Source organism: Streptomyces sp. NPDC051664 (assembly GCF_044453545.1).
GTDB lineage: Bacteria > Actinomycetota > Actinomycetes > Streptomycetales > Streptomycetaceae > Streptomyces.
This window is the reverse complement of record NZ_JBITCU010000001.1, coordinates 388070-401881: the sequence shown is the minus strand read 5'-3', so window position 1 is coordinate 401881 and position 13812 is coordinate 388070. Positions and strand designations below refer to the sequence as shown.

9 protein-coding genes are annotated in these 13812 nt (G+C 70.9%); 2 read left to right on the top strand and 7 right to left on the bottom strand.

Annotated elements, in window-relative coordinates; genetic code table 11:
- Positions 1–4: 4 nt before the first annotated feature.
- The 5 genes from ACIA8E_RS01760 to ligD all read right to left on the bottom strand — a co-directional run bounded on the left by ACIA8E_RS01760 (position 5) and on the right by ligD (position 5785).
- Positions 5–1378, bottom strand: coding sequence for an ATP-binding protein (locus ACIA8E_RS01760; protein ID WP_399293128.1), 1374 nt, complete (start codon positions 1376–1378; stop codon positions 5–7).
- On the bottom strand, positions 1375–2145 hold the full coding sequence (locus tag ACIA8E_RS01755; RefSeq protein ID WP_399293126.1) for a hypothetical protein: 771 nt from the start codon (positions 2143–2145) through the stop codon (positions 1375–1377). The genes ACIA8E_RS01760 and ACIA8E_RS01755 overlap by 4 nt, the downstream gene beginning before the upstream one ends.
- Before the next feature lie 113 nt (positions 2146–2258).
- Positions 2259–2576: a zinc-ribbon domain-containing protein gene (locus ACIA8E_RS01750; protein ID WP_327126795.1), complete on the bottom strand. Its 318-nt coding sequence runs from the start codon at positions 2574–2576 to the stop codon at positions 2259–2261.
- The gene (locus tag ACIA8E_RS01745; RefSeq protein ID WP_399293124.1) at positions 2573–4738 is read right to left on the bottom strand and encodes a HEAT repeat domain-containing protein; all 2166 of its coding nucleotides are present in this window, start codon (positions 4736–4738) and stop codon (positions 2573–2575) included. Before ACIA8E_RS01745 ends, ACIA8E_RS01750 begins: the two co-directional genes overlap by 4 nt.
- A gap of 150 nt (positions 4739–4888) precedes the next feature.
- Positions 4889–5785 (bottom strand): non-homologous end-joining DNA ligase, encoded by an 897-nt coding sequence (gene ligD, locus ACIA8E_RS01740; protein WP_399293122.1) that lies wholly within the window; start codon positions 5783–5785, stop codon positions 4889–4891.
- Positions 5786–5875: 90 nt separating this feature from the next.
- Between ligD and ACIA8E_RS01735 the strand changes: the two genes are divergently transcribed.
- Both ACIA8E_RS01735 and ACIA8E_RS01730 read left to right on the top strand, forming a co-directional pair.
- On the top strand, positions 5876–6961 hold the full coding sequence (locus ACIA8E_RS01735; protein WP_399293120.1) for a Ku protein: 1086 nt from the start codon (positions 5876–5878) through the stop codon (positions 6959–6961).
- Between the two features lie 73 nt (positions 6962–7034).
- Positions 7035–9722 (top strand): SpoIIE family protein phosphatase, encoded by a 2688-nt coding sequence (locus ACIA8E_RS01730; RefSeq protein WP_399293118.1) that lies wholly within the window; start codon positions 7035–7037, stop codon positions 9720–9722.
- Positions 9723–9846: 124 nt separating this feature from the next.
- Here the strand turns inward: ACIA8E_RS01730 and ACIA8E_RS01725 are convergent, their stop codons facing one another.
- Entirely contained in the window at positions 9847–11790 is a 1944-nt protein-coding gene (locus ACIA8E_RS01725; protein WP_399293116.1) for a protease pro-enzyme activation domain-containing protein, read from the bottom strand.
- 208 nt (positions 11791–11998) lie between these two features.
- Positions 11999–13624 (bottom strand): hypothetical protein, encoded by a 1626-nt coding sequence (locus tag ACIA8E_RS01720; RefSeq protein WP_399293114.1) that lies wholly within the window; start codon positions 13622–13624, stop codon positions 11999–12001.
- Positions 13625–13812: the final 188 nt, after the last annotated feature.

Genomic DNA, 13812 nt, shown 5'->3' with positions numbered 1-13812 from the left:
TCCCTTATGTCGCTTCGGCCTGGCCGTCGCCGGCCGGCCCGTCGCGGCCGGCCCGGCTGCCGTTGCCGTCGCCGTTCCGGCCGGCCGGTCCGTCCTCGTCGAACTGCACGTACTCCGGGAGCGTCAGCCGGGCCTCCGCCCCGCCGTCCTCCGCATTGACGAGGACGAGTTCGGCGCCGATGACGGCCGACTGCCCGACGGCGATGGTCAGTCCGAGTCCGTGGCCCTTGCCACCGCCCTCGGTACGGAACCGCTGCGGACCACCGGTCAGCAGATAGTCCGGGAAGCCCGGGCCGTGATCGCGTACGGTCACCGCCGGCCCGTCGACCGTCACGACCACCGGCGGGCGGCCGTGCTTGTGTGCGTTGGCGATCAGATTGCCGAGGACCCGTTCCAGCCGCCGCCTGTCCGTCTCGACCCGCACGTTCCGCACCGAGCTGCCGGCTTCCGCTCCCACGACGCGGATCTCGGTCTCCGTCCCCGACGCGCGCACCACCCGTTCGGCGAGCGGCGCCAGTTCGTGCACGGCGAGATCGACCTCCTCGGTACGGGCGTCGAGGCGGGAGATCTCCAGCAGATCCTCCGTCAGCGCCCGCATGGTGCGGACCCGGTCCCGCACCAGCTCGGCCGGCCGTCCGGACGGCAGCAGCTCGGCGGCGGCCGAGAGGCCGGTCAGCGGGGTGCGCAGCTCGTGCGCCACATCGGCGGTGAAGCGCTGTTCGGCCAGCAGTTTGCGCTGGAGCGTGGACGCCATCGTGTCCAGCGCACCGGCGACGATCGCCACCTCGTCCTGCGGGCGCGAAGCGTTCGCCGTACGGGGGTCGTCGACGCGGGCGTCGAGATCGCCCGCGCTGATCCGGCGGGCCACCCGGGCGGTCTGGTGCAGCCGCCGGGTGACCCGGGTGACGGCGAACGCGCCGATCAGCAGCGTCACGGCGATCGCCAGCAGTGAGGAGCCGACGATCGCCCGGTCGAGGCCGTCGATGGTGTGGGCGCTCACGCTGTAGTCGATCTCGGTGGCGAGCGCACGGCCGTCGGCCGGGCCCGCGGCCCACATGGCCGCCCGGCCGTGGGCGTCGGCGACGACGGTGCCCCGACGCCCGCTCACGGCCAGGTCGCGCAGGGCGGCGGGCAGGCCGGCCGGGTCGATCCCGGAATCCGGCGGGAGCGCCTCGCCCTCCTCGTACGCCCTGGTCGCGTCCGCCAGCCGGGCGAGCGCCTTGTCGCGGGCCTCGCTGACGGTCTCCCGGGTCACCGCGGTGTGCACCAGGATGCCGAGCAGTGCGGCGAGGGCGCAGCACATCACGGTGATGAACACCGCGGCCTTCCAGGTGAGCGTCGCGGTCCAGGTGGGCGCACGCAGTCCCCGTCGCCTCATCTCCGCCCCTCGGAGACGGCGGGCGACGGCGACGGCGACGTCGCGGTCGGCGCAGGACTGGGCTCCGCGCTCGGCCGGCCGCTGGGTTCCGACTCCGGGGGCTGCCGCAGGATCTCGTCCTGCGTCGGCAGCATCGCCTGCTGCCGGTCGTCCCAGGACCAGACCGTCCGGTACTCGTACCCGCTGATCGCCGACGGCACCCGCATGATCACATCCCGGCCGGCCAGCTCCACTCTGATCACGGCGTCCGAGACGGCCATGATCCGGGTCAGCGCGCCCGCGTGCGCCATGTAGACCCGGACGGAGAGCCGCCCGTCGCTCCGCCGCACGCCGAGCACCATGTCGTCCCTGCCCGTGCCCGTCAGATCGCGGTAGTACGGCTGCAGGACCGGGCAGGCGGCGGGCGCGGTGCGGCACGCGGTGATCCTCCGGACCGTGTCGGCGGGGAGTTCGTCCGAACCGCTGGACCGGCTGGTGGTGGCCATCAGGTCGGCCTGCACCACTGCGACCGGGTCCAGTGCGCGCACATCGTCGTGCGGGACCGTGATTCCGGGGATGCGCGCCGTCGCACCCTCGCCGTAGTCGTACGGAGCGGCGGAGGCGGGCGGCAGCTGGGGCCAGAGCCGGGCGGGCCCGATGGCGGTCGGGGCCGGTCCGGCGCTCTGCAGCCGGCCGCCGTCGGTGCCGCAGCCGACCAGCAGCGCGGCCCCGACAACGGCCACGAGGGCCGCCGTCGCGCGGCGCGTCACCCGGCGCTGCGGGCGCATCGCTCGCTCCCTTCCCGGTCGTCCGGTCCATGAGTCCGCAGACCCGTGATCCATCGACCCTATTCGGAAGGAAGTCCTTTATGTCTTTTTGTTGCCGGTGAAGAGACAGTTGCTCAGTGCTGGTAGGGGTTCTGCCCGTCCTGGGCGTACCCGGGCTGCTGCTGCGTCTGCCCGAACGGGTTGCCGTCCTGCGCCGCCACGTGCTGCGCCAGCAGCTGCTCGGCCTGCTCCTTCGGGATCTTCTGCTCCCCGCCGCAGAACGTGCACTGCGTCGCGTACTTCGTCGAGAACGGGAACAGGGGCACGAAGAACAGCGTGAACTTCGTGACCCGCTTGCGCAGCGTGTGCGCGGCCGGGTTGCCGCACCAGCCGCAGACAAGCGTCAGAACGGCCAGTTGATAGAGATAGCCTCGCGTACCAAAGATGATCACGTTGTGGGCCCCTTCCCCGTGTTCCCCGGAAGCGCTTGCCGGCAGAGCACCAGCAGCTTTTCGTCCTCGTATGTGTCGTGGCTGCCGTACCCGCCGTCCATCGCGTTGTGACGGCGCACGGAGGCGAGTTCGGCACGCAGCACGTGTGCCGCATCCGACCCTGCACCAGCAGCACCCATCCGCGCCAGGCATTCGGCCACCCGGACCCTGACATGACGATTCTTCTCCCAGGCAGCCAGCATGACCGGCACGGACTCCTCGGCCCGCCCGGACACCTCCCACAACGCGATCGCCGCATCCACCCGCAGCCACAGCTCGTCGTGCGACAGCAGAGCCCGCAGCCGTGGCGCTGCGGCTTCCGCCCGGTCCCCCAGCCCGCCCAGCGCGGTCACCGCCGACCGCCGCTCGTGCGCATGCTCGGCCCGGAGCCCCTCGATCAGCACCGGCAGCACGGCCTCCGCATCCCCGTCGACAGCCCACAGCGCCTGCGCCGCCTCCGTCGCCGCCACGGTCCCGGGGCGGCGGATCAGCGCCCGCAGCTCCGGTACGGCACAGTGCGCGGCGGAGCCGAACGAGCCGAGCGCCCGCAGCGCCGACGTCCGCAACCACTCCCCGCGATACTCCGGCGCACCGCGCAGCACCCGCAGCACCTCCGGCGCAGCCTCGCCGGCCCGCAGCGCGGTCAGCCCGCAGAGCAGCGGATTCGCCCGGTCGTACGCCCCCTCGTCGAGAGCGATCTCGCCGAGCCTGCGGCGCAGCACCGCGGCCAGCGGCGCCGCTGCCGCCCCCAGATATCCGATGGCGAACCCCACGTCGTGCGGCACCTCGGGACGCTCCAGGGCGGCAGCCAGCGCGGGCAGGGCCCGGGCGTCACCCAGCCGGGCCAGCGCCTTCACCGCGCTGCCGAGCCCCGGCGGTCCGCTCGCCCACTCCTTCACCCAGGCCCCGGGGTCCCCCGCCATCCGCGCCGCCAGCGCGTCCGCGGCCGGTGCGGCGAGCCCGAAGAGCTCCTCCAGCACATGCGAGGCGGCCTCGGCCAGTTTCGGCTCCCGGGAAGCGAGCTGTTCGCCCACGAGACGGACCAGCTCCTCGTACGAGCCCCGCCAGGCCCGTATCAGCCCGGCGCTCATCCGCACGGCGTCGATCCGCTGCCGCAGGTCGGGGCTGCGCAGCTGGTCGGTCAGCAGCGCCGTCCGGTCGGCGACCCGGTCGTCGAGCCCGACGTGCAGTGTCCGCAGCAGATCCGCCGTCCAGGGGGCGGTACGCCCCGCGGACTCGGCGGCGGACAGCGCCCGCAACTGACCCACCAGGGTCACCGGCGCGCCTCGCTCCTCGGCGGCATCGGCGGCCGGACCTGGATCGTCGCCCGGCCCGGCGGTGACCACCGGATCCGCCTCGTCCGCCCCGTCGGTCCCGTCCGCTCCGTCGGCCGGTGTCGCGCGCAGCCGGCGCAGAAGTCCCGCCACCACCCGTACGACATCACCCGGCAGTGATTCCGGCGCGCACCTGGCCAGCTGGGCGAGGGCGGCCAGCCGCAGTCCCGGTGCGTACGACTCCGCGGCGAGCCGGCTCAGCCAGTCGGCCGCCTGCCCGGCCAGCGGGCGGTGCCGCAGCGCGACGCGCCCGGCGGCCTCCACGAGCGCGAGCCGCACCTCCTCGTCCGGCTCCACCGGCAGCCGCTCCCGCAGCAGGGCGAGGACCCGCACCGGGTGGCCGTGCAGTGTGGCGAGCGCCAGCGGCGCGGCGAGCCGCACCCCCGGGTCCTCGTCGGCGATCAGCTCGAAGAACACCCCGGAGCCCGCGGTGACGGCGGCGGCCGCCATCGCGTAGTTGGCCGCGCCCTCGATCTCGTCCTCGTCGAGCTCTTCCTCGTCGTCCTCGTCCAGATCGATGCCACCGATGCTGGTGAGCAGCTCGACGACGCTGCCCCGGTCCTGGATCCCCGGATCCGCGACCAGCTCGAAGAGAAACGGAATGCAGGCAAGCGTGCAGGCGTACACATCGCCCTGGTGGTGCACGGCCCCGTACATGCCGTCCAGCGCTCCCTCGCGCTCCGCCGGATCGGCGGACGCCAGCCCCCGCAGCAGCCCGGGCACATCATCGGCAGGCCCGTACGCATGCTCCATCGAGGCCCATTCGACCTCGTCGATCCCTGCGAACACGCCATCGCCTCCCCACGTGACCCCACGAAGCAGTGTCTGCGCAGAGTGTGCACCACAGCCCGGACAATCCACCCGCCACATGCAGCCTTTTGCCCGCACGGACGCCGACGGCAGGCACCATGGCCCCTGAACAGGCCCGACGTACTCCGTTCAGGGGACGGCAGGCAGCGGCCGGGCCCGGTCCGGATCGGTCAGCGGGCCGAGCAGATCCCCGTACCGCTCCAGCCGCCCGGCCATGTCGGCGGCCAGAAAAACCAGCTCGGCGGGGGTCCGGCAGTCCTCGATCTCCACCCAGGTGACGGGCGCGGAGGCGGTCGGTTCGGCCTTGGCGCGCAAGGTGTACGGAGTGGCGGTGGTCTTCGCCGCCGCGTTCTGGCTGAAGTCGACGAACACCTTTCCCGGTCGCAGCGCCCGCGTCATCCGGTGCACCACCAGATCCGGAAGATTCTGCTCCGCCTCCACCGCCAGCCGTTTCGCGTACGCCGACACCCGATCGGCGGGTGCCGGCTCCAGCGGTACGAGGAGATGCAGCCCCTTCGACCCCGAGGTCTTCCCGTACGCGGACAACCCGTCCGCCGCCAGCCGCTCGCGCAGCCACAGCGCCACCCGACAGCACTCCACGACGGTTGCCGGAGCTCCGGGATCGAGGTCGAACACCATCCGGTCGGCGATCCCCGGAGCAGCGGCCTGCCACTGCGGCGTATGGAACTCCACCACCAGGTTCGCGGCCCACATCAGCGACGCCAGGTCCTGCACGACCACCTGCCGGTTCTGCTGTGCCGCATGCCGCGGCACCTCGGCGATCCGTACCCACGACGGGGTGCCGGGCGGCGGGTTCTTGGTGAAGAACCGCTGCCCGTCCGGCCCGTCCGGATAGCGCAGGAAGGACACCGGCCGGTTGTGCAGATGCGCGAGCAGGGCGTCGGCCGCCGTGACCGCGTAGTAGTGGAGCACCTCGCCCTTGGTGGTCCCGGTGGCCGGATACAGCACCTTGTCGAGGTTGCTGAGCGCCAGGCGCCGCCCGTCCACCTCCGTGATCGGCGTCATACGATAAGAATCACATGATTCCGGGATCTTGAGGAATCAATCGCCATCTATCGATACCTGTCGAAATCTTCAGGGACACAGGGGTGAACGGTGAGGTCCATTTGGAACGGCGCGATCTCCTTCGGGCTGGTCAACATCCCGATCAAGCTGGTCAACGCCACGGAGAACCACTCGATCTCCTTCCGCCAGATCCATCTCGCCGACGGCGGCCGGATCCGCTACCGGAAGGTCTGCGAACTCGACGAGCAGGAGGTGACGGCCGCCGAGATCGGCAAGGCGTACGAGGATGCCGACGGCACGATGATTCCGATCACCGACGAGGACCTGGCCTCGCTCCCGCTTCCCACCGCCAAGACGATCGAGATCGTCGCATTCGTGCCCGCCACCGAGATCGACCCGCTCCAGATGGACGCGGCGTACTACCTATCCGCCAACGGAGTCCCGGCGGCCAAGCCGTACACCCTGCTGCGCGAGGCACTGAAACGGAGCCAGAAGGTGGCGGTCGCCAAGTACGCACTGCGCGGCCGTGAACGGCTCGGCATGCTGCGCGTGGTCGACGACGTGATCGCCATGCACGGCCTGCTCTGGCCCGACGAGATCCGCGCCACCGACGGCGTGGCCCCGGAGTCCGACGTCACGGTCCGTGACGCCGAACTCGATCTGGCCGACGCCCTGATGGCCACCCTCGGCGAGGTCGACATGGACACGCTCCACGACGACTACCGCGAGGCGGTGGAGACCCTCATCGCCTCGAAGGCCTCCGGCGAGGCGATGCAGCCCGCCGCCTCCGACGACCACGGCGGCGGCAAGGTGATCGACCTGATCGCGGCGCTGGAGAACAGCGTGCGGGCGGCGAAGAAGGCCCGCGACGAGGAGTCGGAAGAGGCAGAGGGTGCCCCGGTCGCCAAGGTCACCTCGCTCGCCGGACGCAAGAAGAGCGGCGGAACCGGGGCAAAGAAGAAAGCTGCCGCCGCGGCAACGAGCACCGGTCGGAAGGCCGCCGCGAAGAAGACGACGCCGGGCCGAACCCCCGCCAAGAAGACCACTGCACGGTCGGCGACGAAGTCGGCCACGAAGAAGACGACGGCGAGCACGGCGGCAAAGACAGCGAAGTCGGCAACGGGTACCAAGCCGGCGGCCAGGAAGACATCCCCCAAGAAGCGCGCCTCTGCCTGATGGGTGGTCGATGAAAATCGGACGGCAGTGACCCAATGGGCATGCACTACTGGAAAGTGTTAGAAATGGCGCCATGGTCGACCATTCCGACCGATCCCGGAGCAGATCGGCTCGGTCACTGAGCGGCAAGAGTCCGCGAAGCGTAGCCGGGCAGGTGTTCATCCTGCAGGCGGTGGTCATTGTCCTGCTCGTGACGGGCGCGGTCGTGGCGCTGGTCCTCCAATCGTTGCACGACGCCGAGACCGAGGCGGAGCGCCGTTCGGTGGCGGCGGCGGAGTCGTTCGCACACTCTCCGGGGATCGTGGACACGCTGAAATCTCCCGATCCCTCGAAGGTGCTGCAGCCACTCACCGAGGAGGCCCGGAAACTGGCCGGCGTCGACTTCATCGTGGTGACAGACACGAAGGGGATGCGCTACACACACCCCCGTCCGGAGCTCATCGGGAAGCAATTCGTCGGCAACATCCAACCTTCGCTGGCGGGCGAGGTCCACGTGGAGAGCGTCGAGGGGCCGCTTGGCCAGGAAGTCCAGGCGATCGTCCCCGTCACCACCACCGACGACTCGGTCGTGGGCCTGGTGGCCGCAGGCCTCAAGGTGGAGAGCGTCACCAACGGGGTCGACGAGCAGCTGGTCATCATCATCGGCAGCGGTGCGGCCGCGCTCGCGCTGGCCACAGGTGGCGCCGCGCTGGTGGCGAGACGGCTGCGAAGGCAGACCCACGGGCTCGATCCCTCCCAGATGACACGCATGTACGAACACCATGACGCGGTGCTGCACTCCGTCCGCGAAGGAGTGCTCATCGTCGGACGCGACGGTCGGGTGCTGCTGGCGAACGACGAGGCCGAACGGCTACTTGATCTGCCGCCCGATGCCCAGGGACGCCGGGTCGAGGAACTGGAGAGTCTCGACCCGGCCACGGCGGAGCTGCTCGTCTCCGGCCGCGTGGCCACGGACGAGGTGTACTTGGCCGGGGACCGGATGCTGGTGGTGAACCAGCGGCGGACGGACCACAACGGAGGCTCTCTGGGAACGGTGGCGACCTTTCGCGACTCCACCCAGCTCCTGGCGCTGTCGGGCAAGGTGGATGCGGCGAACGAACGCCTCAGGCTGCTGTACGACGCGGGGCTGGGCATCGGCACCACCCTGGACGTGGCGCGCACGGCCGAGGAACTGGCCGAGATGTCCGTCCCCCGTTTCGCGGACTTCGTCACCGTCGACCTCGCCAACGCCGTCCTGCTCGGGGAGGAGCCGACCGGAACGGCGGCCGACATGTGCCGCGTGGCCGTCAGCGGTATCCGTAACGACCACCCGCTCTACCCGCGCGGCGAGCTCATCACCTTCCTTCCCTCCACGCCCCAGGCTCGTGGATTCGCCACCGGCCGGTCGGTGGTGGTGCCCGACCTGGCCTCCGCACCCGGCTGGCGTGCTCAGGACCCGGAACGCACGGACGACGTCATCGCGTACGGAATCCACTCACTCCTCACGACGCCGCTGCAGGCACGGGGCGTGGTTCTCGGCATGGCGAACTTCTGGCGCTCGCGGGAAGCCGGAAAGTTCGACGAGGAGGACCGGTCACTCGCCGAGGAGCTGGTCGCCCGCGCCGCGGTCAGCATCGACAACGCCCGCCGGTACACCCGCGAACACGCCCTGGCGGTCATGTTGCAGCGCAGCCTGCTGCCGCGCGCTCTGCCCCAGCAGAACGCCCTGGATGTCGCCCACCGCTATCTGCCCGCGCAGTCGGGAGTCAGCGGTGACTGGTTCGATGTGATCCCGCTGTCGGGCAACCGTGTCGCTCTGGTCGTCGGTGATGTCGTCGGGCATGGACTGCATGCCGCCGCAACCATGGGGCGGCTCCGCACCGCGGTACACAACTTCTCCACGCTCGATCTGCCGCCCGATGAGCTGCTCGGCCACCTCGACGACCTCGTCGACCGCATCGACAGGGAAGAGGGGGGCACGGACGTCGGTGTCGGGGTCGTGGGAGCGACCTGCCTGTATGCGATCTACGATCCCGTCACCCGGCACTGCACCATGGCCCGCGCCGGGCATCACCTCCCCGCGCTGGTCCACCCCGACGGCAGAGTGGAGTTCCCCGACCTTCCTGCCGGGCCGCCGCTGGGGCTCGGCGGCATGCCGTTCAAGACGGCCGAACTGGATCTGGCCGTGGGTGCTCAGCTGGTCCTCTACACCGACGGGCTGATCGAGGACCGCACCCGGGACATCGATGTGGGGATGGAGCTGCTCCGCCAGGCTCTGGCCCATGCCGGCCGATCGCCGGAAGAACACTGCCGGGCGGTGCTCGACGCACTCCTTCCCACCCAGGCCCAGGACGACGTAGCACTGCTCATCGCCCGCACCCGCGCGCTCTCCGCCGACCAGATCGCCGAATGGGACGTTCCGCTCGACCCCGCCGCGGTAGCCGGGATACGCGCCGCGGTCGCCGAGAAGCTCGACGAGTGGGATCTGTCGGAGCTGGCGTTCACCACGGAGCTGATACTCAGCGAGCTGATCACCAACGCGATCCGCCACGCCTCCGCGCCGATCCGGGTGCGGCTCCTGCATGACCGCAACCTGATCTGCGAGGTGTCCGACGGCAGCAGCACCTCACCCCATCTGAGGTACGCGGCGACGATGGACGAGGGAGGCCGCGGGCTGTTTCTCGTCTCGCAGATCGCCGAGCACTGGGGCACGCGGTACACCCCTGAAGGCAAGGTCATCTGGGCGCAGCAGCCGCTGCCCGGGACCACGGACATCCTCTGAGGGGCCCAGCGGCGTGATCACGGCCTCCGTGCCGGAGTACATCCGTCGAGGTCGGCCTGCACACACTGCTGCCCCGGGGCCGAAGCCCCGGGGCAGTCCTACGCGTCGATCCCGTGCGTCGGTGTCAGCGGTACGAGTTGATGTAGCCGGCCGCCGGAGTCCCGACACCCGTCACGTCGTCGTACCCCTTGACCGCCTTGAGCGAGGCGTCCTTGCCGAGGCTCCGCACCGACGTCAGCACACCGTCCGCCGCGTCGAAGCCGTTGGTGAAGTCGACCCGGGCCACCGCGAGGTCACGGCCTGCGCCCAGCGGGTGGTCGGTGACGTCGTGGTACGTCCTCGAGCCGTACCGGGCATAGATCGCCGGGTTTGCGAAGCCGAGCGGCCGGCCGTGCTGGGCCTGCTGCGCGAGCGCCTGGACACCCGCGATGACCGGGGCCGCCAGTGACGTACCGCCGATGCGGTACTCGTCGTAACCGAGCGAGCCGTCGGGCAGCGTCTGGGTCTGGCCGACCAGGAAGCCGGTGTTCGGGTCGGCGACCGCCGCGATGTCCGGGGCGGTACGCATCCGGCTCTTGCCGTTCGCCTGCGCGAGCGCGTCCGGGACGATTCCGCGCTGGTAGGACGGCTGCTTCACGGTCGAGCTGGTGCCACCGCCCGCGCCCGAGGTGTAGGCGCCGGGGAAGCCGGTCCAGCTCTTGCCGTCGTCCGCGAGGGACGCCTTCAGCGTGCCCCAGCCGGTCTCCCACTGGTACGCGTCGTGCTTGCCGACGGCCAGCGAGGTGCCGCCGACCGACGTCACCCAGGCGGAGTTGGACGGGACGTCGATCTGCTTCGTGCCGGTGGACGCGACGTTGTCGCCCGCGTCACCGGAGGAGAAGTAGAAGCCGACGCCCTCGACCGCGCCCATCTTGAACACCTGGTCGTACGCGGCCGCGACGTCCGGGGTCTCGTTGGCCTCGACGTCGCCCCAGGAGTTGGAGACGATGTCGGCCAGCCGGTGGTCGACGATCTTGTTGAGCGAGTCCAGCAGGTCGGCGTCGTAGCAGGAGGCGCCACCCACGTACACGATGTCCGCGGCGGGCGCGACCGCGTGCACGGCCTCGACGTCGAGGGTCTCCTCGCCGTACCAGCCGGACGCCCCGCACTCCTCGGTCTTCGTGTAGTCGGCCGGCAGCACCTGGCGGAGCTGCCCGCTGCGGTACGGGGCGTCGCCGTTGCGCCTGGCGTATTCGGAGGCGTCCTTCGCGATGGTCGGCGAGGCGTAGGCGTCGGTGATCGCGACGGTCACGCCCTTGCCGGTCCAGCTGCCCGCACCGTACGCGGCACGCAGCTGCTTGCCCGTGTAGCCCTTGACCGCGTACGGCACCTTGGCCCCGTACGCGCTCGGCAGCGACCCCGCGGTATTCGAGCCGTAGTACGAGGAGAAGGGGCCCGCGTTGCGGAACACCGCGTCCGGCGGCGGCAGCGTCTCGTCGTGGCTCGACTTGCGCGGCGCGTTGTCCAGACCGGAGACGGCCAGGACCGAGTCGCTCAGCCCAGCCGGCACGGAGGCCGTCGAGGACGGGGCGCGATAGGTCCGGCTGCCCTTGCGGTAGTTGCGCAGCTGGGTGCTGAACGCCTTTTCGGCCGCGGCGACATCGCCGGTGGCGGAGAGGTAGTGCTGGTTGGCACCGGTGACGGTCAGACCGTTCGACTTCAGCCACTGGCTGACCTGGTCGATCTGCTGCTGGGTCGCCCCGAACCGGGCCTGCGCCTCCTCGGCGCTCAGATACTTCCCGTACGAGGAGGAGCGCGGGTCGGACACGGCGGCGGCGTAGGCGGCCAGCCCCTTCGCGTCCCGCCCGGCGAGATGGACCCGGACACTCACCTTGCCGCTGTCGGCCGTGGCACCCTGGTCGGCCTGGGCGGTCGCCCAGGCCGGCTTGGTGCCCTGCAGTGCGTCGCGCCCGCCGGGCGCGGAGTCCGCACTGGCGGACGGTATGCCGAGGGCGAGTGCACCGGCGAGCAGCGGCAGTGTCGCTGCCATGCTCAGCCCGGCGCGACGTCTGGCGCGGCTGATTCTCATGTAACCCCCTGCGATGTGGTTCTTCGCGTGTGGAGCATGTGCCGGATGATGTGCACATGTAATCCGTCACTCTGGCGAGGAACCCTTTACGTAAGGGGCATGCATTAGCCAAGAAACTGCCAAGAGGCGCCATAGGGCGGACAGTTCAAGTCGATAAGAGAAGGAATGCGACTGTCCGGATCCGATCGTCCCGGTATCGACAGCCGGTTCACCGGGAAGGGGACGCGGGAGAAAAACTGATCGGATCGGACGGAGAGGGCAGCCCGAGCCCGTACGGACTCTCGACGACGTACGTACAACTCGTGTACGTGTAGCCGGGCTTGATGCGCGACCCGGACGAGTAGCTGTCCACGTTCGTGCTCGCGCCCGTGCCGTGCCTGTACAGGAAGTGGTACTCGCCCGCCGGAAGCTGCAACCGCGCCTTCGGATAGCTCCTGCCGCCGGCCTTGCAGGCGAGCATCGACCCGGACACCTCCGTCCCGTACCGCTTGCAACTGCCGCACGCCCCGAGCGTGACGCGGCCGGTGACCGGGCCGGTGTAGAGGATCTCGACACCGCTCGGGGCGTCGTTGCTGATGACGAGTTCCATCCGGGAGCCGCCCGGACGCCCGGCCGGCGGCAGCCGGCTGCCCGCCGCCGGCCGGTCGTCGGCGATCTCCGCGGCGATGGCGATGTCCCGGGCCCGAGCCCTGCGCCTGTCCTTCCGGTAAGTGGTGGCGAACTCCGTCAGGGTCTCCCGCGCCTCGGTGAACTGCTTCTTCCTGAACTGGTCCACCCCGCAGGCGTACACGCCGTTCTCGATCCCCCGGTCGGCCTCCCCGGCCCGGGCGGAGACCGACTTCTCAGGCATCGACGCCACGCTCGTCCGGATCCCGCGCAGCGTCTCGGTGGCCGAGCAGGGGCTGCTCCCGCTCACCGCCCGGGCCTGCTCCGAGATCTTCTTGGAGACAGCCGGACCCACCTTCCCGGCCTGCTCCGAGCCGGGGAACGTACGCAGCAGATCGGCCAGCTCGCCACCCGGCGACCCCACCGTCGAGTCACCCAGCCTCGACACCCCGCACGCGTACAGCGAGGTGGCCAGCGGACCGTCGGGCCAGCCGGCGAGGTCGCCCAACAGCTTCGGGTCGATCGACTCGGGCACGGTCCGCAGATACGTCAGCGGTGCGACGGCCTCGCAGTGCTTGCCCTGCCGGTACGGAGCGGCGACCGCCTCGTAGTACGCCTTCAGCCGCTCCGGTACGAGTTTCCCCGCCCTCGACCCAGCATGCTCCTCTCCGAGGTCGCGATAGACGGCAAGAGCGGAACGGTAGTCGGCCCGGGCGTCATCGAAGGTCCGGCCCGAGGCGGCCCGCACGGTCCGGTCGCTCTCGCCCATCCGGTCGAGCAGCATCTGCTCGACGGCCTCGTCCTGCGCGGAGCCGTAGAACACCACGCCGCCCGCCGGCGCCGCCAGCAGCACCAGCCCGACCCCGGCCGCCACCACCGGCCGCCACGACCCGCCGACAGCGGTACGCCGCGCGATCCGCGCCCCGTCCACGGCGGCCGCGACCAGCACGAGCACGTACCCGACGACCGGACCCGTGGCCACGCCGTCGGGGTCGGCGGGCAGCGCCACGAGCAGCAGCACACCCGTCGCCACCCAGCACAGAACGGCTCTGAGCCATCGCCCCGTCAGGGCATAGCCGAGCCCGAGACCGGTGAGATTGAGCAACCCGGCGGCCAAGGCACGCAGTGCTGCGCCCGGTGGCGGCGGCCCCACGGTGGGCGGACGGGAAGGCGGTGGCGGTACGGGGGGAACCGGGCCCGGCCGGAAAACCTGGTCGTCCCAACTCATCCCGGCCCCCCAACCGTTGGGCACGGCACCCCTGACCGCGCCCGGCTTCACCACCATCCTCGCCGCCACGAACGGTGTCAATCGGGTGTATCCGACCCCGGATCCGCCCTGCATCCGCCCCGGATCCGTCATCCGTCGGTAAACTCCGAGGCGCTGCGACTGGCGCGCGCTCCGACAGGGGTGCTCCG